The following is an 18,462-nucleotide window of genomic DNA, read 5'->3' on the forward strand; positions in this document are numbered from 1 at the left end:
AGAGGCTTATATGAAGATCAAAGAATCTCATTTTGTAATTACTGGGGGTAATCGAGGAATCGGACTTGCTGTCGCAGAGATGGCTGCAAAGTGCGGTGCGAATGTCTATATTGCCGCGCGATCTTTGGACACAGAAATCGAGTCTAAACTTAAAAAGCTCGGCGCAGCTTCTATTCACTTTTTAAAATGCGATCTATCCACTCGTGAAGGTGTTCAATGGTTGGCTGAATCACTTAAAGATATTCACGTTGATTTTTTATTTAATAACGCCGGGCTCTTAACGGGCGGTCTTATCGAAGAGCAGCCTTTAGATGAAATTTACTCTATGTTCCAGGTCAATGTAAATGCTCTGGTTCACCTTACTCGCTCGGTGATACCGGGAATGATCAAAAGAGGTCGCGGAAAAATTATAAATAACGCCAGCGTCGCTGCATTTATGCATTTTCCTTGCGCTTCGACGTATGCTGCTTCTAAAGCTGCGGTGGTGGCCTTTACGGATTGTATAGAGGTCGAACTCAGAGGAACTGGCGTTTCGACTTTATGCCTTGTGACTCCAGGAATTAAAACCAGAATGTTTGATGAGATCGAAACGAAGTATGGAAAAAATTTCGAGATTCCTGAAGCTTCCATTTCGCCAGAGGCGTATGCACTAAAAATTAAATCAGCGATTGAATCAGATGATAAGGATCTGCTTCCGGATGGAATCACATCCATCGGTCTTTGGACGGCTCGGTATCTGAACCCGTTATTTCGCACTTTGGTTAAAAGTAAATTTCAAAGATAAAAGACAGTAGTGCCATATTCACGTTCAAACACCTGAGTTGGACATGTCTATCGAGAGATCAATGAAGGGCTTATTCAAGAAAAAGGAACAGATCCGGAAACTAAGTGCCAGGTCCTACTTCTGTAAGCACCGCATACAGAAATAGGGCCCGGTACAAAATCCCTATATCGTCGCAAAATTAAGCAGAGTTAGACCAAGTTTAGTTAGCCTCATCTGTTTTGCCGTTTGTTTGAGTGGATTTTAGGATGTTTCGAATCCCACCTATTATGTTTTTCATATCGTATCTAGCAGGCAAGATGGGAGTTACTGTTTCTAATTGTTCTCCATCTATCTCAAGATCTTGAGCAAGAGACTCATATGACATATTCATAAAATGGTTTTTAAGTATGATAAAAGACAAAAATGTTGCATAGTTGCGTTTTTCCCCAGGAGCTTTACCATTTAGTACAGTTTCAGCTGTATTTTTTGCAAGTATAAGCTTTGCTTCGATGTTTCGAGTTTCTGTGAGAAGTCTTACGTTGTTCCTAACAGCGACTTTTAAAATTCCGAATAACCAGTAGAATGCAGTGAGAAATATTGCTCCTGCGCCAAGGCGTAGAGCTGCGATAGCATATATTTGACGAGATTCTGTTGTTTGTGCAATTTGGTCTAACGCATGTTCGTAGTAATTGATAGCCCCCCAGCTTAGTAGGGTGGCCATGATAGAGAGCAATACAATGATTGAGAAGTTGATCCAAAAATTTTTTTTTGTTTCGGCTTTAAATCCCTCTAGGGTTGAATTGTAAAAGTTTTTTCTTTCCAACACCTGATCTAGCTCAACCTGAGCTTTAAACTGTTGATCTCTCTTCGTATTGATATCAGTTTGCAGAGATTTTAGGTTGTTGCTTAACGCCTGTTCATCGCTTTTTAGTCGGTCTATGTTTGTATGTAGTGAGTGTTGAGCTTCTGTAAGGTCTTTAATTTCAGTGTTGAGAAAGGTCTTTGTACCTTCAAGATCTTCGATACTTTCTGCAAGATCTTTTTGCTGCAGTTGTTGTGATTCTAGTTGATTTTCCGCGTCTTTCCCTTTGGTGGATAGTTTAATAGCGGTCGCAGTAAGCTCCCTAATTTCTTTATCTACTTTTGTAAATTCTTGAATGTAAGTAGATAGGTCATCCTGAAACTTAGATGGATTGAAATTCAAATCTCCTAAAATATCTATGGATTCAATGCATTCGCTTATATATTTGCTGGTGGTAATTTCTATTGCTGCGATGATGGACCTGATTTCTATTTTGTGATTTTCGCTTGGTGAGAGTACCTTTTTGAACTCAGAATTGCGGAGTCCAGGGATTCCACCAAAATAAGTGATATGTATGCGACGTGTAGTGAAAGTACCTTTGGTAGTAAGAGTCATTTCGGAAATGTAAACAGGATGCTTAAACTCCAAACGGACTGATTTTTTATTTGAGGTTTTACTTATTGGGCCATCGATGATTAAGCTCTCTGGAATGGCTAAAGTTGCGTCAGTGAGCGCACTACTTTTTAAGTAAACGTATTGGTAAAATGGCAGAGTCGATTCAATCGACGGTATCTTTGATTCAGCGACTTTAAATTCATTTTCTAAATCCGAGAAGTTCATTGATCATCCAATCTTAACATTCACAATAATGTTGTAAACAGTATGTTATTCTGTCCGAAACGTGGTTACTAAAGTCCTGTTTTGGAGTACTTACTGATCCGAAGCGAATCTAGTACCTCGCTTCAAAACTCCAGAAAACTTTATCTATTTAACAAATACAAAATGAAACATTCGTAATTGAGAGGTGGTAGAGGTGTAGTAAGGTATTAGTTCGATTTCGCATCTTTTTTCATGCTACGAACAAAATGTGTCATTGTTTCCATAGCTTCTTTTGCAAAGCTTATGTCCGCATTCTTCATTAAGTAGCTTTCAGGCCATCTGATTTCCTCAGCCAATATATTTAGCATTGCTTGATATTTGGAGTCTTCATTTGAGGTGCTCGTGCTAAGTGATTTAATGGTCAAATACGAGAGCATGTACTTGTCAAATATTGACTTAACTTTTATAAGGTAGGTAGATGTATCAACAAAGTGTCGATATTGTTTTAGAAACCACGCTGCTAAAAATTCGATAAAAATAAAAAGTAGTGAGCAAGAAGCAATCCCGAAAATATGTTGTTCCTTAAACTCTGTATATAGTGCTAGTATCTGCCAGCCAATAATTGAGATTATGTAAAACACTATTCCATTTCGCGAATAAGAAGTTCCTTTGTCTAATAATATGGATGCTTTTGTATCAGCTATATGAGCTTGTTCTGTAAGAACCCGCCGTATCTCGTTAAAATAGTTTTCGAAATTTTCGAGAATATGTTCGTCAGATTGTTTCCTTTGAACAGTCATATTTTTGACAAGAGATTCAAGATATTCAACGTCTGTTCTTGTTGGGTTATGTCTGAGTTCATTGAGCTCATTGAGAATTTTTTTGTAGAAGTAGCCTGGCTCTTCTCGTTTATTGTCGACATCGACGAAGTTATCCATACGAGAAAATTTACTATGTTTGGATAACTCATTGGAAAACAGAGTGAATCCTATGATGCCTATTATGGCTGCAATAGCGTACAGTCCTTGCTGTCGGATAAAATTTAAAATATCAGTCTCATATACTTGAAAAGATGCGAGTAAGACCGCGAAATAGACCAAAAGGACCCCAACGAATGCTTTCGGTTTTCTCATCAATTGTGCAATTCTAGGTAAGTTAGAAACTATTTGTGGATCTTGTTCGTCTTTCATTTTGAACCCATGCAGGACATAGTCTGCGGCTTTTTTTATATTGTTTATAAAATATGATTATATTTATAAACTAAGTAAGTTTGCACGGATGGGTGTGATATTCAGGACCTTTTGCTGTAGTGGTGTTTTATATGCAAGTAAGAGAAAGAACTAACGCCAGCACGGCTAAACGCGGGGCTTTGAGGCTTAGGAGTGACATTTGGTGTAGAACTCCATAAATTTTTAAGCACTTTGTCCCATGTTGTGTTTCAAACTAAGAATTTTGATGTTTATGTTATTGCTAATAATATTAAATACTTATGACTTAACATATTAACCAGATACATTAAAAAACTACTTAAAAAGTAATATGTTTTGAAAATACATTAAAGAAAGTGTAAATTTTTAATGTATATCGGGGATATATTAAATGACTTCAGATCCTAAACAACCTTTTAAATTACCTCTACTACCTCCTCAGTTTAAGACAGAGGAGATAATAACTAAAGAGTTAGTTCAGCTTCTTATAAAAGCTAACTCCTCTCTTGCGGAACTAAATGGAACTTGTCGAGCAATTTCTAATCCTTATATTTTATTAAATATTCCGATGCTTCAAGAATCAGTCGCTAGTTCTGAGATTGAAGGAATTCACACAACTGTGGAAACAGCTCTTGAAGAGCAAGTTAAAGCGGTTGGTGAACAGGATCCGGCGGGAAAAGAAGCGCTTCGGTATAGAGAGGCCATCAATTCTGGTTTTGCAGCCCTGGATAAGTATTCATTATCTACGCGCACGATTTTATCAATTCATGAAAAATTAATGCCTCAAGGGGGAGGTAAGTTTAAACAGCAACAAAATCAAATAGCGAAGGGTTCAAAAATCATCTATACCCCACCAGCGCCGCCAGACATAAATGAGTTAATGAGTAATTGGGAAAAATATGCTCACGCTGAAGATGAGGGGTTTGATCCATTGATTCGCGTAGCTATCTGCCACTACCAATTCGAAGCGATACATCCTTTTTCTGATGGAAATGGTAGAGCAGGACGTATATTGATGGTGTTGCAAATAGTAAAAGACAAATTATTAGATTTTCCGATTCTTTACTTAAGCGGCTACTTGAATAGGCATAGAGATGAATATTATCGACTCTTAAGTTCAGTAACGAATGATGGCAAGTGGATCGATTTTATAAAATTCATGCTACAAGCGATTCATGAACAGGCGCAGGTTACAAAAGATGTTATTTTTAAAATGATGTCAGAAAGGAATAAACTGAAAAAGAAATTACGAAAAGATTTTAACTCCATTTATAGTCCGGACTTGCTAGATCATATTTTCAACTTCCCTGTCACTTACCCCACGTTCATGGCGGAAAAAATGGAAATCACATACCAAACTGCTAGTAAATATCTGTCAACGCTTGAGGGGGCTGGTATTTTGGCAAAGAAAAAGTCGGGTCGTCATATTTTGTACTACAACGTCAAATTGCTTGCGTGTTTGCGAACATAATTCTGAGTTAGTAAAGAGCGATCGAACTTGGTGATGCTGGCACGACTCGAACGTGCGACCTATTGCTTAGAAGGCAATTGCTCTATCCAGCTGAGCTACAGCACCATGGATGAAAAAACAGAACTCAAACTTGTATCGAATTCGTGCCTAAGGTGCAATTTAAGACACCCCAAGTCAAGCGGAAAACCGAAGGATTGGGGATTATAGAACTCCCGTATTCTCATCAATCTCCAACAATTGCCGCCTTTGGGTCGAAGCACAGATCGCTACACCCCCCAAAATCACGTACCAAATCGTCAGAATCCAAATCAGAAAGATCGGCAAGAAGGCAAAACTGCCATAGATGTTGTTGAAACGGAAAAATTTCACAGTCACCCAGGTAAAGGTGTTCTGAACAACCCCCAGGCCCACCGTCGCTAAGACCGCCGAAAAGAACGCGGATTTCGCCTTCACCTTCAGATCCGGCACGTACTTATAGGCAAAATACAGGATAATGGCCAAAACCGTATACCCCGTCACCGAGCCCGGCACGTACTTCTTCCCAAACTCCATCCGAATCAGGGTGGTGAAACCCACATAAATTGCTAAAAAAACAGGCAGGATGACCACCAAGAACCAATACATGAAAAAGCGCTTCAAAAGCGGTCTTGTGTTCTTCTGATTCCACACCCGATGAATCCCATGCTCCATATCGTGCATCAACCGAAAGGTCGTAAGCACCAAAATCACAGCACCCGAAGCTCCCAGGCTGCCAGCCTGAATATTACGGATTGAAAATTTAATTACTTTTACGAATTCAGCCCCGCCGGCCTCTTTGAAATACAAAAGCAGCAGGTTCTCTACACGCGTGTACAGTATGTCATCGCCGCCCATGAATTTAAATGTCGCTAAGATTACTGCCAAGAAAGGGACCAGTGACAGGATCGTCGAAAACGAAAGGGACGCCGCCACCAATTGGATTTCGCCATCACGAAGCTGATGGATCAGATCCTTTCCCATCAAGTGGGTTTTGCGGGCATAGTCTTTCACCATCGTAACTAACTTACTCGTCATCCTATAACCAGTAACGTTCCTTCACGGCAAAGTCAGCGCCCTTTTTCTCGATCTGAGCAGAATCGCAGTACGGATCGTGCTCGAAGAATAAATACCAAGAATGATCAGCAGCCTCGGACAGATACTTTTGCTTTTCTTCCATCAAGAGTAGCGGATGAAGATCATAACCCATCAACCACGGCACACGCACATGAGTGCTCGTCGGCACCACATCTCCGCAATACAAAATGGTCTTATTGCCATCAGTGACTTTCACCATCTGCTGACCTTGGGTATGTCCGTTAGAGATCAGCGTTGAAATCCCCGGAAGCAGATTTTCTTTCGGGCCTTCAAGGATATTCAAAACTCCTGCATCCATCAGTGGCTTAAAGTTCGATTCAAAGTAGCTGGCTTTTTCTCTTAAGTTCGGCTGACTTGCAGTTTCTAAGTTTGCACGTTGTACGTAATATTTTGCATTCGGGAAGGTCGGTACTAGCTTATGGTCTTTTTCAACCGTAGCACCGCCTGCATGATCGAAATGCAAGTGGGTCAGTATCACATGGTTAATATCATTCACAGTTAAGCCATGGGCTTTTAAAGACTTCTCAAGGCTTGGGCCCGAGTCATCGATGTTGTACATCTCGGCAAACTTGGTCCCTAATTTTTCGCCGTACTTTGCAACGAAGTGGCCGCCGTTTCCGCAGTCGATCAGAATATTATTGCCAGGGGATTTTAGTAACAATCCACGAGCTTCCATCTGGATTCTGTTTTTGTCATCTGGCGGATTGGTTTTTTCCCATAAGACTTTTGGGACTGTGCCAAACATCGAACCACCGTCTAAACCGAAAATCCCAGTCGGGATCGGGCAGACTTCGTAAGGGCCGATTTTTAGTTTAAGCGATTGTGTCGTCATTTCCTACCTCCAGGCGCTCGGTCTCTTCGGTCGAGCTAAAGGCCTCAGGATTGATGGTCATAACCCAGTCTTTGTAAGCCTGGTAAACCATCTTGATGTCTCCGGGTGGGTGGACGGGGCCTACGTGTATAACTAGCTTACCAGGTTTTGGCAGCAATTTCCCCTTAGGCCACAAGTCAGCATTGCCTTCGATGTACAAAAACAAAATCGGAGTTTTCGTGCGCTCAGCAAAAATACTAATCCCACGTTTGAACTCTTGAATCTTTCCGTTCTTAGAACGTGTTCCTTCCGGAAAGATAATCAACCAAATACGCGGAAGCTCATTAAGCAGCTTAATGATCAGGTTAATAGCTTCACCACGACGGTCTTTTCTGTCGATTGGAATCGCACCTAAACAGTGTTGAGAGAAAAACGTAAATAGCGGATTCGTGAAAAAGTAATCCTTCGCAGCTGCGATATATAAACTTAGCCAGTAACGGCGGGGGATGGATGCTGCAATCGAAGTCGCATCCAAGTGACTTGCGTGATTTGAAATCACCAAAAGCTTTGGATGGTTTTTATAAATCTCGGTGAAGCTTCCGCCTTTAACTTGCAGGCGGATATAAAGATTGAACGCAATGTCTTTCAAGAAAATAGACCACACATAGCGCATGCAAGCGCTAAAAAGATCTACGTGTCTTGTGAACAGCGGCAGATGCTTCAGATAAGTCGGAAGCTTCGTCCACTGTTCATTGTCATAGTTCCAATCCTTCATCATAACGACATGTCCGGAAGTGCTAACATCAAGTAATAATAAATCGGAGCCACGAAAATCAATCTATCCATGCGATGCAAGTAATCACCGCGACCAATGATGAAAGGTCCTACGATGCGAACTCCGGCGTCTCGGCGGATCACGCTCATGATCAAATCACCCAAGAAGCCACCAAGGCTGGCGATAAGGCCCGCTGTCAGCCAATACTTTTGCGACCCATCTGGCAGTAAGAATCGCATAGCACCGGCTAAGAACAAAGTTAAAAGCAACGAAACAAATAAACCTGCAATCGTACGGTGCGGATTTAAACGCGGGAAAAGTTTCTTTTTGCCAATGTATCTGCCCAAAGCGATGTTCGTGTTATCGCAGAACTCAGTCAGGATGATCAAATAAATCACCTGATAGATGCCATTCTCGAAGTGCAGGATTAGGCCCAAATGCATAAAGCACCAGCCCAAGAAGATGAATCCCAGAAGGGTCAGCGACATGTACTGGATCATGCGTTTATAGCTATTCAGAATCAGTGGTACTAAGCACGAAGCACCAAGCACAATCATCGGCATGACGTTGTAAACGTCCAAACGATCAAAGTACGCACACGCACCAAGAGCGATAATCCCCGCATAACAAATCAGAACGAAATAACTGCGGTGAAACATCCCCATGATCTGGAAATATACCTTAGCCCCCATAATCCCTAAGGTCACAAGAACGACCAATGGCAGTGGATTTGGAAGACCCATTAAGATGAACAAAAGTGGGGCAACAACCAACCAGCTTTTGATACTGGCCCAACTGACGTTGAAGTAATAGTTCTGCTTACGGAAGAAATAAACGATCAATCCCGAACAAAAGATGATGCTCAAAACGATGAACACAGTTTGCTGATAGACGGGGCTTGACCAAGAAGTGCCGGTCATAGATTTTCCTCATCGATTTTGTAATCTTTGATTTTCTTATACAAGTTAGAGCGTGAAACTTTGAAGACTTCAGAAGCTTCACCAACATCTGGGTATTTTTTTAAACAAGCACGAATCAGATTTGCTTCAAACTCTTCCACCAAGAAACCAAGTCCCTTAGTGAAATCCACGTTTGTAAAGTTCATGTTCGTGCTATTGGTACGGCCGCGCTTAGGCGCATCTGGGTAAAGCAAATTATCCACGTCTTCGCCACGAATAAACGGAAGCGGTGACGTCAGACTGATTTGTTCACACACGCGTTTTAGTTCGCGCACGTTTCCAGGCCATACGTAATTATCAAGGGCCGCAAGGCCGTCGTCCGTGAATTGCTTGTTTCTGCGGGGGCGTTCTTGCTCTAAGAAATTTCTGGCAAGATCTGGAATGTCTTCTTTACGATCACGCAGTGGTGGCAATTCAATACGCTGGCTTGAAAGACGGAAATAAAGATCTTCACGGAATTTGCCTTCACTGACCAAGCGTTTGATCGGTTGGTTGCTGGCAATAATCACGCGCGTTTGCACGTTGAAAGATTCTTTCGAACCTACTTTGCGAACTTCGCCGGATTCTAAGAAGCGTAACAACTTCACTTGCTGAGTCAGTGGCAGGGCTTCGATCTCGTCTAAGAAAAGATCTCCACCATGGGCAGCTTCAGCCAAACCCATTTTGTTTTGATCAGCTCCAGTGAAAGAGCCTTTCACATGACCAAAGAGTTCTGATTCAAAAAGATTTTCAGGAATGCTCGAGATATTCACGCTGATAAAAGGGCGTGCGTCTTCTTGCTGATTCAAAAGTCTAGCTGCGACTTCTTTACCGCAACCAGTTTCACCTTCGATCAAAATCGTTTTCGTTTCGCCTTTTAGTTCGGCAATACGTTTTTTGATTTTTTGTGAGCTAGGACCTGAACCAATCCAGTTGATGTCTTTACCTTGAGGATCCAAGTTGCGGATACTCCAGTAGGCATCGATCTTGTTCAACACCAGCATCACTTCTTCAGCTTGCAGTGGTTTTGCCAAGAATCTTTGGGCTCCGGCTTTCAGGCATTGCTCCATCAGATCGCGGTCTAGGTCGCCAGACATCGCGACGACTTCAAGCTGCGGATTGTGCTTCATAAGTCTTTCGATAACCTTAACACCTTCAGGATCACGACTGCCCGGAGTCAGGTGCATATCTACCATCGCTGCATGAAAGAAAGTCGTATAAGGAACAAGTTCCTTCTTAGAGACCGAAATGACTTTCCAAGGCGCCGATACACAGAGCTTTAACGACTGGTGTATCAAGGGGTCATCGTCAACGGCGAGTAGATGGAATGCTCTATTGGTTTTCATAGCTAGGATCATCGCGGGACGGGGCTGTTTTGGCTACCGATATTGCGTGATGTTATGCTTGTTAAACCCTGGAAACTCGGTACACTTTTGAGAGGGAGCTGCACGAATGAATTCGAACTCTGTGAAAATACTTTTAGTTGAAAATATCCACCCTGTTGCCAAGGAAAGACTCGAAGAAGAGGGGTTCAAGGTTGACTTGATCTCTCATGCTCCTTCCGAGGCAGAGTTGTTGAAGCTTCTGCCAAGCTATCAGGCCTTGGGCATTCGTTCAAAAACTGAGCTAACCGCAAAGGTGTTTCAAGAAAATCCGCATCTTTTTGTGGTCGGCGCCTTCTGTATTGGGACAAATCAAATTGACCTCAAGGCCGCGCGTGCCGAGGGTATTGCGGTCTTCAATGCTCCTCACTCAAACACACGCAGTGTGGCTGAACTTGTGATTGCAGAGATGATCGCGCTGTCTCGTCAATTGGGCGATCGTAATACGCTTGCTCACAAAGGCGAGTGGATGAAGAGTGCCGATGGTTCGCGCGAAGTGCGCGGCAAAACGATCGGTATCGTTGGTTATGGCCACATCGGAAGCCAAGTTAGTATTTTGGCAGAAGACTTAGGCATGAAGGTCATTTTCTATGACGTCGTTAAAAAATTGCCACTAGGAAACGCGCAGATGCGTGCGTCTTTGGACGATCTTTTGAAAAATGCGGACTTTGTCAGTCTGCATGTGCCTGAGACTCCACAAACCAAAGACATGATCGGTGCGAAGCAACTTTCGAACATGAAAAAGGGCAGTTACTTGATCAACGCCAGCCGCGGAACCGTGGTTGTCATCAATGATCTGGTGGAAGCACTAAAATCAAAACACATTGCAGGTTGTGCGATTGACGTTTTCCCTGAAGAGCCGGCTTCGAACAAAGAAAAGTTCGTGTCGCCACTTCAAGGAATGTCGAACGTGATTCTGACTCCGCATATCGGGGGCAGCACGGAAGAAGCTCAGTACGCAATTGGTGCCGAGGTTGCAGAAAGTTTTAGAAGATATTTGAAAATCGGTTCTTCAAGCGGTGCTGTGAATTTCCCGAACGTGGATTTGCCGGTCAAACAAGGAACGTCACGTATCTTGAACGTTCATCGTAACGAGCCCGGTGTCCTAGGAGAAATCAACGGAATCATCTCGAAAGAAGGGGCCAACATCGAGGCTCAGTATCTTTCAACCGACGAAAAAGTCGGTTACATGGTGATGGATTTGAATTCTCATCACGCACAACAGTTGGCGGACGAGATTCAGGCACTCAGCCGCAGCATCCGCACGCGCGTTGTGTACTAAGACCTATAGGCCTTGTCGTTTGCCAAAAATGCTCTTGAGTTCTTGCTCTGCTTTCAGACCCAGAGTCTGATAGGGGTAATCTCAAGGGAGTGTGTGTATGGCAAAGGTGATTTTCCTTTTCGCTGTGATCTCGGTTCTTCCTTTCAAAGTGCTGGCAGAGGACTTAGTTCGAGTCGGCAATCTTAAATTCGCGCACTACGGTGCTATCAGTTACATGACAGAGATTTGCGGCAAGTACGGATTAAAAGTCCAAGAGCGTGTCTTTGCCAAAGGCATTGATATCATGCCAGCAATCATCGCCGGCGAAATCGACGTTGCCGCAAGTGCTGCTGACGCCGCAATCGCTGGGCGCGCAAGTGGTGTACCCATCTTTGCTGTTGCAGGTTTTGCCAAAGGTGGCGCCCGCATTGTTGTTGGCACTGATACAAAAATTAATTCCGTCAAAGATTTAAAAGGCAAAAAAGTTGGTGTTGCCCGTGGTGGGGCCCAAGAACTTTTAACCTTAGCTGAACTGGATAAAGAAAAACTGACTTGGTCCGATAAGCCCGGCAAAGACGTACAGATTGTCTATATGGCTTTTGCGGATTTAAACCAAGCTCTGCAAAGTAAAAACATCGATGCCATGGGGCAAAGCGAGCCTTATTCTTCCCAAGCGATTAACAAAGGTTTTGGAAAAGAACTTTTAAAACCCTACGACACGCCAATGAAAGAGCCCATTCGTACTTTGGTGATGACCGAGAAAATGTACAACACGCAAAAACCGATCGCAGAGCGCTTCATGCGCTGTTTTGTCGAATCCACTAAGACCTTCATTGAAAAACCTGAGATCGCTGAAAAATTCGTGGTCGAGAAAATGTTTAAAAAACAAATTACCTCTCAAGACTACAAAGACGCTATTGGGAATTCTCCGTTTAGTTATGACTTGGATGTAGAGCACATTCAAATCACCACGGACTATATGCAAAAGCTGGGTGTCGGACGGATGAAATCACCACCCAAAGCCGCAGACTGGGTAAAGCTGGATCTGCTAGCAGACGCAAAAAAGGCCTTAAACATTAAGTAGGAAGTCTTCTATGAAAGAGACTCTGGGGCGATTCAAAGGATTCTGGGTGCCACTAGTGGTGGTGCTAGTGTGGCAGGGGATTTCAGAGCTTGGATGGGTCAACGTGCAAGTTCTGCCTTCGCCTTGGGCCGTGATCACAAAATGGATCGAATACTTAAAACCGCTAGAGCCTTTTGATCCTGAAAAAGGCAGCTACTTTAGCTGGATGTTTTCAGGCGAACTTCCTCATGACTTGTGGGCGAGTTTCTATCGCGTGCTTGTTGGAGTTCTGATTGGTGGGGGACTGGGACTGCCATTGGGCCTTATCATGGGCGCTAGTCGCGTTGGTTATGATTATTTAAATCCTTTAGTACAAGTGCTGCGTCCGATTCCACCAATTGCTTATATTCCACTTGCGATCTTGTGGTTTGGTTTGGGAAATCCTCCGGCGGTGTTTTTGATTGCACTTGGGGCGTTCTTTCCAATTCTGATGAATACAATCGTAGGTGTGCGCTCGGTCGATAGTATTTATATCAGAGCTGCTCGTAATATGGGCGCAGGGCGCTTTACGATGTTTACAAAAATCATTGTGCCAGCTGCGATGCCATACATTTTGAGTGGTGTGCGCATCGGGATTGGAACAGGCTTTATCTGTATGATCGTTGCAGAAATGATCGCGGTGAATAACGGTCTTGGTTACCGCATTCTCGAAGCCCGCGAGTACTTATGGTCGGACAAAATCATTGCAGGGATGTTCACCATTGGTCTTTTAGGGCTTGCGATTGATGTAGTGGTCGATAACTTGAACAACTACTTGCTCAGGTGGCACCGAGGATTGGAATAATATGCAAGCGCAGGTGCAGGTGAACAATGTCTCGAAAGTTTTCAAAGGCAGTGGTGGGGATGTCGTTGCGCTTAAAAACATCAATCTTGAAATACCCGCGGGACAATTCGTGTGTCTACTGGGACCTTCGGGTTGTGGTAAAAGCACGCTGCTAAATGCGATCGGTGGATTTTCGTTGGCAACTGAAGGTGACGTGAAGGTCGATAATAAGCTTATCACTGAGCCCGGACCTGATCGCGGTATGGTCTTTCAAGAATACGCGCTCTTCCCTTGGATGACGGTTGCTGAGAATATTACTTTCGGTCTTCGCATTAAGAAATCAGATCCAGCGCAGATTCAAAAAACTTTGGATGCGCTATTAAAAACTTTGAAGCTAACCGAGTTCCGCGATCGTTTCCCAAAAGATCTTTCAGGCGGGATGCGCCAGCGGGTGGCGATTGCGCGCGTACTGGCGTTAGATCCACCCATTATGTTGATGGATGAACCTTTTGGCGCACTCGATGCGCTGACAAGACGAAGCTTGCAAGATGAATTGCTAAAAATCTGGGAAGAGTCCAAAAAAACCGTGATCTTTGTGACTCACAGTATGGAAGAGTCGATCTACTTAGCGGATCGAATCGTCGTAATGACATATCGTCCAGGCACCATCAAAAAAGACATCATGGTGACGATCCCGCATCCGCGAGATCCGTCGTCACCTGAGTTCAATAAATTAAAAGCAGATATTTCCCGATTAGTGATGGAAGAGCAAGAGCGCTTCCAAAAGGTACAAATCAGCGGCTCGACGGGAGATTAGGGAAACACCTTCGAGCACATATTTGACGTAGGCATTTGTGTTGCTATGTTAAAGAAGGATCTTCCACTCTCGAGAAAGATTCTATTTCTTAATTCTATATCAACGATTCGGAAATTAACGCCGGTTTTTTCGGTTACCTCAGCAAAAAATCTATCCGCCGCATCCGTATCGAATTGTAAAAATCCATTAACATAATTATTAAAACTTCCTTCGTGGTATTTAACGACTTCATCTGGGAAAATCACAAGAGGAGCAAGAAGTTCGGCTTCCCCAGCATATTTACTGATAATGTTGGGTACCAGGCGGCGTTGGTCAAGACGGACAGCCAGTATTCCACCGTTTGGAGTCGAATGAATTACGCCACCTATGCTTTTAACTAAATTCGAGCCTGTAAATTGGATTGCGGTATCTTTAGAAAGTGTGAAAGATAAAAAGCTTGAAGCGACGGGCTCGATAGAATGCTTCCTCATTTGATTAGTAATTTGTACGCCCGGAACACCTTCTGCCATACGTCCGTTTTTTTCTCGATTCACAGTTAAAGAACGAAGGCGTCTTGTATAGCTACCTTGGTTTTTCGTTAGTACTGTCGATAAAAAAGCGAGTCGTTCTTGGCCATTTGGAAGTTTTAAACGCTGGATTTTATCTGTCTTATACTCCACTCCACGCAATGCCACGATGGTTTTTGTTGGATCTGGATTTTCAATGGCGTCTAACCAAGTTTTCCAAACTTGAGTTTCCATAGGCTCCATCACTTGCCATGGAAGATAAGCCTCGAGCATTTGACGAACGCCTTTGCGATCATTCTTTAATAATAAATCATTGAGTTTTTCTGTTTGTGCTTCGTAACCTTCAAGAGTTTTGTTTTCAGCACGATACTTTTCGAGGGCTTTGTACTTTGCTTTTTCGGTTTGTTCTGCCGTAGCTAAAAGCGATTGTTCGCTAGCTTGGAGTTTTTCTTTTTCAAATTGAAGCTCTGATTGAATTTTTGTGCGTAAGGTCTCGTCGTTGTTTGCAAGCAGTGTTGTCATACGGGAATTGGCGAGCTGGTCCTGCAAGAAATTCTTCTTTTGCAATGCCAATCGATAGCGTCCGCCGGCGCTCCCATGTTCGGCATTATACATAGTTTCAGCTGCTGTATAAATAGTGCGGTCTTCCCAGCGTGCCTTTGAAGCTTCAAGAATAACCAGGTCGACTGCAAGTTTCTCGGGATTTTTCAAAGCTTGCTCGGTGTATTGTAGAACGTAAGTCAAACCCTCAGGTAAATAACGGGCTTGCAAACGAGTGGCGCTATCAGTTCCTGTGGAAGGGACTTTTTCAAGCTTGATGAGCTCGCGTCCGCCTCGTTGGAAGTCGAAAAGCACACTGGTATTATATTTCTGCACATAACTTTGCAATGCTGCGAGAGTCATTTCCGGAACGGTTTGCGCTCGAGCCAAAACGGCAAGCACATGAATAACCACAAAGACAATGACGCCAAATTTTTGTTTCTTGTTCCACATACCCTTAGTGGGTGCAAACGAGGTTCCACTCTAAGTATTGAAAAAGACTGGATGGTCCCAGGTATTCTGCGGAAAATGTCATCCGCTTTTCAGAGTATTGACGTCTCAAAATGAGACAGCCTTATTTGCAAGCTTTGGTGTACTTTCCTTGGTAATCGACACCGACATCAACATCACCCATCATGACGTGAGTGCCACTGAGAGTACCGGCAATATTGAAAGTTTTTTCTGTGACTTTGCCTTTGAGTTCGCCTTTAGAATCATACTGTGAATTGCTGCAAGTAAGAGTGACTTTTAAGTCTGGCTTTTTATAGTCCCAAGTTTTGATCACACACTGAGTTTCAGGAATTAAATTCTCTTGGATGTATTTACGAATGTCTTTGGCTTCATTCGCACTAATGCAATCATCGACATCAATTGCAGGTAACGCCAGAGTATTGAGCTTGATGACGGTCTTTGCTTTCCAAAGACCTGGATTGATAGTTTGTGCTTGAGCAAAGCTCGACGCAAATAGGATCGCGGCAACAAATAAAAGAGTTCTCATCAACAACCTCCAGCTTCATTACATCTTTGGATTTGTTTTTCGTCAGGTCAAGAGTTCATCAAGCGAACTTCACAACTATGTCAAAACTTGGTTTTAGTGTGAGTCCGTATCTACAGACCACAAGGAGATTTCAAATGGCAAAAGAACTCAGCGGAAAAAAAGTAGCAATTCTTGCAACGGATGGTTTTGAGCAGTCGGAACTTTTTGATCCTAAAGAGGCTTTGGAAAATGCCGGAGCAGAAGTGACAATCGTTTCTTTGAAATTAGGCGAAATCAAAGGTTGGAAAGACAAAGATTGGGGCCAAAGCATCAAGGTTGACATGCTTGTCAGTCAGGCTGACCCCCAGAAGTTTGATGCTTTGATGTTACCAGGTGGTGTGATCAATCCAGATCGCCTGCGTATGGAGCCGAAAGTCGTGGAATTTGTCACAGGCTTTTTCAGCGAGGGCAAACCCATCGCAGCGATTTGTCATGGACCACAAACCTTGATCGAAACAGGTCTTATCGCGGGCCGAAGAATGACATCATGGCCATCGATAAAGACCGACTTACTGAATGCAGGTGCCGACTGGGTCGACGAAGAAGTCGTGGTGGACGAGGGCTTAGTTACCAGCCGCAAACCGGCTGACATTCCAGCCTTCAATCGCAAAATGATTGAAGAGTTCAAAGAGGGTAAACACGCTCACCGAAACGGCGCACGCCCGTACGACGAACCGCGCTCGCGCACGCACTAAAGATCGATTACTTTTCCAGGGTTCATGATGTTGTCGGGATCAAATACTTTTTTGATCCCTTTCATCATTTCGATTTCTGCCTGAGAGCGTGTGAATCTTAAGAACGGCTTCTTAGTCAAACCCACGCCATGTTCTGCAGAGATCGAGCCTTTGTGCTTCATGATCGCTTCAAAGATCAAAACATCGACCTTGCGGCATTCTTTCACGAAATCTTCTTTAGTCATGCCTTCAGGGCGAAGGATATTGATGTGTAAGTTACCATCACCAATGTGACCAAACCATACGACTTCCCACGTTGGGTAAGCTTTCGACAGGATTCCATCAAGTTCGTTCATAAATGCAGGAACTTGCGAAATTGCGACTGAGATATCGTTTTTGTACGGAGAGAATTTTGCCAAAGATTCGCTGATGTCTTCACGAAGACGCCAGAAGTTTGTTGCCTGAGATTCTGACTGACTGATCACGCCGTCAGAAACCCAGCCCTCAAGAAGACACTTTTCAAACACGCTGAGTGCTTGTTCTTCATCTTGAGCGTTACGAGCTTCTACTTCGACCAAAACATAAAACGGAGTTTCTGTTTCAAACGGACGAGGCAGGCCTGTGTTTTCCATCACGCGTTTTAAAGCTTTGTCCGAGAACATCTCAAACGCTACAACCGTCGTGTTATTCTTAAACTGAGCAAAGATCTTCATCACGGCATCAAGGTTTGCAACCCCAAGCACCATCACTTTGAGTGGTGGCGGAGGCGGAGCAAGCTTAATCGTGCACTCGGTGATAAAACCAAGCATGCCTTCACTGCCAATGAATAGGTGTCTAAGATCCAAACCGGTCGCGTTTTTTACAAGAGCGTTGTTGAGCTCCATGATTTCGCCAGTTCCAGTAACAACTTTTAAACCCGCAACCCAGTCACGAGTTAAGCCATAACGAAGAACTTTAATGCCGCCAGCATTGGTCGCGATATTGCCGCCAATTTGTGAAGAACCACTGGCTGCAAAGTCGACCGGGTAATAAAGATTTTTAGAATGAGCAAACTCTTGCAAAGCTTCAGTGACAACACCAGCTTGGCAGACCACGGTTTGATCCGTAGGGCTGAAAGTCACGATCTGATTCATTTGATCGAAAGAAACAACCACTTCGCCTTTTGTAGCAACAGCAGCACCGCTGAGACCCGTACGACCGCCAGACGGAACCAACGCGATTTTATTTTGACGAGCCCATTTTACGATTTTCGCCACTTCTTCAGTGGTACGAGGAAAAAGAATCGCAGAGGCATTGATGTCAAAGTAAGTCGTCCAATCTTTGCCGTAGTACTTCAAAGATTCGGGGTCAGTTTTAATTTGATCGGCAGGAAGTAGAGTTGAAAGACCTGAAAGCTGTGTCATCTTGGAATCCTTTCCATGACCTAAGGTGCTTTTATGATTGTTCCTCAAAAGGATTGATTCGTGGAGCTCTTTTTTCTTCGCGCAGGGTGCGAATTTTCAGAGTCGCGTAAAGGGGACAGAAACCCCAGGCAGCGGTAAAGATAAAATAGATACCGCCAAAAGCCCAAATAGGACCGCCAGCAACAGCGTAGGTCGTTAGAACTACGCCCAAGATAAATCTTAAAATGCGGTCCCAAAGGGCGACGTTGCACTTCATC

The 18,462-nt window shown here is 43.6% G+C and carries 18 protein-coding genes and 1 tRNA gene; 7 read left to right on the top strand and 12 right to left on the bottom strand.

Features of this window, described 5'->3' with window-relative positions:
• Positions 1–10 precede the first annotated feature (10 nt).
• Entirely contained in the window at positions 11–784 is a 774-nt protein-coding gene (locus tag ACLWBB_RS05070) for an SDR family NAD(P)-dependent oxidoreductase (protein ID WP_413290490.1), read from the top strand.
• Between the two features lie 199 nt (positions 785–983).
• Here ACLWBB_RS05070 and ACLWBB_RS05075 read toward each other — a convergent pair whose 3' ends face one another.
• Positions 984–2,405, bottom strand: coding sequence for a hypothetical protein (locus ACLWBB_RS05075; RefSeq protein WP_413290491.1), 1,422 nt, complete (start codon positions 2,403–2,405; stop codon positions 984–986).
• A gap of 206 nt (positions 2,406–2,611) precedes the next feature.
• Complete coding sequence (locus ACLWBB_RS05080) at positions 2,612–3,574, bottom strand: hypothetical protein (RefSeq protein WP_413290492.1); 963 nt, start codon at positions 3,572–3,574, stop codon at positions 2,612–2,614.
• A gap of 409 nt (positions 3,575–3,983) precedes the next feature.
• On the opposite strand from ACLWBB_RS05080, the gene ACLWBB_RS05085 reads away from it, so the two are divergent.
• A complete protein-coding gene (locus ACLWBB_RS05085) occupies positions 3,984–5,063 on the top strand; it encodes a Fic family protein (protein ID WP_413290493.1) in 1,080 nt (359 codons plus the stop codon).
• A 28-nt stretch (positions 5,064–5,091) separates the two neighbouring features.
• Here ACLWBB_RS05085 and ACLWBB_RS05090 read toward each other — a convergent pair.
• The 6 genes from ACLWBB_RS05090 to ACLWBB_RS05115 all read right to left on the bottom strand — a co-directional run bounded on the left by ACLWBB_RS05090 (position 5,092) and on the right by ACLWBB_RS05115 (position 10,046).
• Positions 5,092–5,168, bottom strand: a tRNA-Arg gene (locus tag ACLWBB_RS05090).
• Positions 5,169–5,264: 96 nt separating this feature from the next.
• Positions 5,265–6,116 carry a YihY/virulence factor BrkB family protein gene (locus ACLWBB_RS05095; RefSeq protein ID WP_413290494.1) on the bottom strand — a complete coding sequence of 284 codons (852 nt, stop codon included), beginning with the start codon at positions 6,114–6,116 and terminating at the stop codon, positions 5,265–5,267.
• 1 nt (position 6,117) lies between these two features.
• Complete coding sequence (locus tag ACLWBB_RS05100) at positions 6,118–7,008, bottom strand: MBL fold metallo-hydrolase (RefSeq protein WP_413290495.1); 891 nt, start codon at positions 7,006–7,008, stop codon at positions 6,118–6,120.
• Positions 6,989–7,765 (bottom strand): lysophospholipid acyltransferase family protein, encoded by a 777-nt coding sequence (locus ACLWBB_RS05105; protein WP_413290496.1) that lies wholly within the window; start codon positions 7,763–7,765, stop codon positions 6,989–6,991. Before ACLWBB_RS05105 ends, ACLWBB_RS05100 begins: the two co-directional genes overlap by 20 nt.
• Complete coding sequence (locus ACLWBB_RS05110) at positions 7,762–8,682, bottom strand: phosphatidate cytidylyltransferase (protein ID WP_413290497.1); 921 nt, start codon at positions 8,680–8,682, stop codon at positions 7,762–7,764. The genes ACLWBB_RS05105 and ACLWBB_RS05110 overlap by 4 nt, the downstream gene beginning before the upstream one ends.
• The gene (locus ACLWBB_RS05115; RefSeq protein ID WP_413290498.1) at positions 8,679–10,046 is read right to left on the bottom strand and encodes a sigma-54-dependent transcriptional regulator; all 1,368 of its coding nucleotides are present in this window, start codon (positions 10,044–10,046) and stop codon (positions 8,679–8,681) included. Before ACLWBB_RS05115 ends, ACLWBB_RS05110 begins: the two co-directional genes overlap by 4 nt.
• Positions 10,047–10,152: 106 nt before the next feature.
• Between ACLWBB_RS05115 and serA the strand changes: the two genes are divergently transcribed.
• From serA to ACLWBB_RS05135, 4 genes are all read left to right on the top strand, one after another.
• Entirely contained in the window at positions 10,153–11,364 is a 1,212-nt protein-coding gene (serA, locus tag ACLWBB_RS05120; protein WP_413290499.1) for a phosphoglycerate dehydrogenase, read from the top strand.
• 97 nt (positions 11,365–11,461) lie between these two features.
• A complete protein-coding gene (locus ACLWBB_RS05125; protein WP_413290500.1) occupies positions 11,462–12,427 on the top strand; it encodes an ABC transporter substrate-binding protein in 966 nt (321 codons plus the stop codon).
• Positions 12,428–12,437: 10 nt separating this feature from the next.
• Positions 12,438–13,250, top strand: coding sequence for an ABC transporter permease (locus ACLWBB_RS05130; RefSeq protein ID WP_413290501.1), 813 nt, complete (start codon positions 12,438–12,440; stop codon positions 13,248–13,250).
• Position 13,251: 1 nt separating this feature from the next.
• Positions 13,252–14,046, top strand: coding sequence for an ABC transporter ATP-binding protein (locus tag ACLWBB_RS05135; RefSeq protein ID WP_413290502.1), 795 nt, complete (start codon positions 13,252–13,254; stop codon positions 14,044–14,046).
• Here the strand turns inward: ACLWBB_RS05135 and ACLWBB_RS05140 are convergent.
• Positions 14,043–15,545, bottom strand: a complete 1,503-nt coding sequence (locus ACLWBB_RS05140; RefSeq protein ID WP_413290503.1) for a hypothetical protein — start codon at positions 15,543–15,545, stop codon at positions 14,043–14,045. The two genes, ACLWBB_RS05135 and ACLWBB_RS05140, sit on opposite strands and share 4 nt — an antisense overlap.
• 121 nt (positions 15,546–15,666) lie before the next feature.
• Complete coding sequence (locus ACLWBB_RS05145; RefSeq protein ID WP_413290504.1) at positions 15,667–16,089, bottom strand: DUF3617 domain-containing protein; 423 nt, start codon at positions 16,087–16,089, stop codon at positions 15,667–15,669.
• A gap of 134 nt (positions 16,090–16,223) precedes the next feature.
• Between ACLWBB_RS05145 and ACLWBB_RS05150 the strand changes: the two genes are divergently transcribed.
• Positions 16,224–16,823 carry a type 1 glutamine amidotransferase domain-containing protein gene (locus ACLWBB_RS05150; protein WP_413290505.1) on the top strand — a complete coding sequence of 200 codons (600 nt, stop codon included), beginning with the start codon at positions 16,224–16,226 and terminating at the stop codon, positions 16,821–16,823.
• Here the strand turns inward: ACLWBB_RS05150 and ACLWBB_RS05155 are convergent.
• Together ACLWBB_RS05155 and ACLWBB_RS05160 are read right to left on the bottom strand one after the other, a co-directional pair.
• On the bottom strand, positions 16,820–18,205 hold the full coding sequence (locus ACLWBB_RS05155; RefSeq protein WP_413290506.1) for an FAD-binding oxidoreductase: 1,386 nt from the start codon (positions 18,203–18,205) through the stop codon (positions 16,820–16,822). The two genes, ACLWBB_RS05150 and ACLWBB_RS05155, sit on opposite strands and share 4 nt — an antisense overlap.
• Before the next feature lie 31 nt (positions 18,206–18,236).
• Positions 18,237–18,461 (bottom strand): DUF2892 domain-containing protein, encoded by a 225-nt coding sequence (locus ACLWBB_RS05160; protein WP_413290507.1) that lies wholly within the window; start codon positions 18,459–18,461, stop codon positions 18,237–18,239.
• Position 18,462: the final 1 nt, after the last annotated feature.

Source organism: Bdellovibrio sp. HCB337 (assembly GCF_047302465.1).
Classification (GTDB): Bacteria; Bdellovibrionota; Bdellovibrionia; order Bdellovibrionales; family Bdellovibrionaceae; genus JACMRP01.

Bases quoted from the DNA above. Each gene is read 5' to 3' on its own strand.
- ACLWBB_RS05110 (WP_413290497.1), bottom strand. From the start codon at position 8,682: ATGACCGGCACTTCTTGGTCAAGCCCCGTCTATCAGCAAACTGTGTTC.
- ACLWBB_RS05070 (WP_413290490.1), top strand. From the start codon at position 11: ATGAAGATCAAAGAATCTCATTTTGTAATTACTGGGGGTAATCGAGGA.
- ACLWBB_RS05085 (WP_413290493.1), top strand. From the start codon at position 3,984: ATGACTTCAGATCCTAAACAACCTTTTAAATTACCTCTACTACCTCCT.
- ACLWBB_RS05130 (WP_413290501.1), top strand. From the start codon at position 12,438: ATGAAAGAGACTCTGGGGCGATTCAAAGGATTCTGGGTGCCACTAGTG.
- ACLWBB_RS05140 (WP_413290503.1), bottom strand. From the start codon at position 15,545: ATGTGGAACAAGAAACAAAAATTTGGCGTCATTGTCTTTGTGGTTATT.
- ACLWBB_RS05100 (WP_413290495.1), bottom strand. From the start codon at position 7,008: ATGACGACACAATCGCTTAAACTAAAAATCGGCCCTTACGAAGTCTGC.
- ACLWBB_RS05105 (WP_413290496.1), bottom strand. From the start codon at position 7,765: ATGATGAAGGATTGGAACTATGACAATGAACAGTGGACGAAGCTTCCG.
- ACLWBB_RS05155 (WP_413290506.1), bottom strand. From the start codon at position 18,205: ATGACACAGCTTTCAGGTCTTTCAACTCTACTTCCTGCCGATCAAATT.
- ACLWBB_RS05075 (WP_413290491.1), bottom strand. From the start codon at position 2,405: ATGAACTTCTCGGATTTAGAAAATGAATTTAAAGTCGCTGAATCAAAG.
- ACLWBB_RS05135 (WP_413290502.1), top strand. From the start codon at position 13,252: ATGCAAGCGCAGGTGCAGGTGAACAATGTCTCGAAAGTTTTCAAAGGC.
- ACLWBB_RS05095 (WP_413290494.1), bottom strand. From the start codon at position 6,116: ATGACGAGTAAGTTAGTTACGATGGTGAAAGACTATGCCCGCAAAACC.
- ACLWBB_RS05150 (WP_413290505.1), top strand. From the start codon at position 16,224: ATGGCAAAAGAACTCAGCGGAAAAAAAGTAGCAATTCTTGCAACGGAT.
- ACLWBB_RS05145 (WP_413290504.1), bottom strand. From the start codon at position 16,089: ATGAGAACTCTTTTATTTGTTGCCGCGATCCTATTTGCGTCGAGCTTT.
- ACLWBB_RS05115 (WP_413290498.1), bottom strand. From the start codon at position 10,046: ATGAAAACCAATAGAGCATTCCATCTACTCGCCGTTGACGATGACCCC.
- ACLWBB_RS05080 (WP_413290492.1), bottom strand. From the start codon at position 3,574: ATGAAAGACGAACAAGATCCACAAATAGTTTCTAACTTACCTAGAATT.
- serA (WP_413290499.1), top strand. From the start codon at position 10,153: ATGAATTCGAACTCTGTGAAAATACTTTTAGTTGAAAATATCCACCCT.
- ACLWBB_RS05160 (WP_413290507.1), bottom strand. From the start codon at position 18,461: ATGAAGTGCAACGTCGCCCTTTGGGACCGCATTTTAAGATTTATCTTG.
- ACLWBB_RS05125 (WP_413290500.1), top strand. From the start codon at position 11,462: ATGGCAAAGGTGATTTTCCTTTTCGCTGTGATCTCGGTTCTTCCTTTC.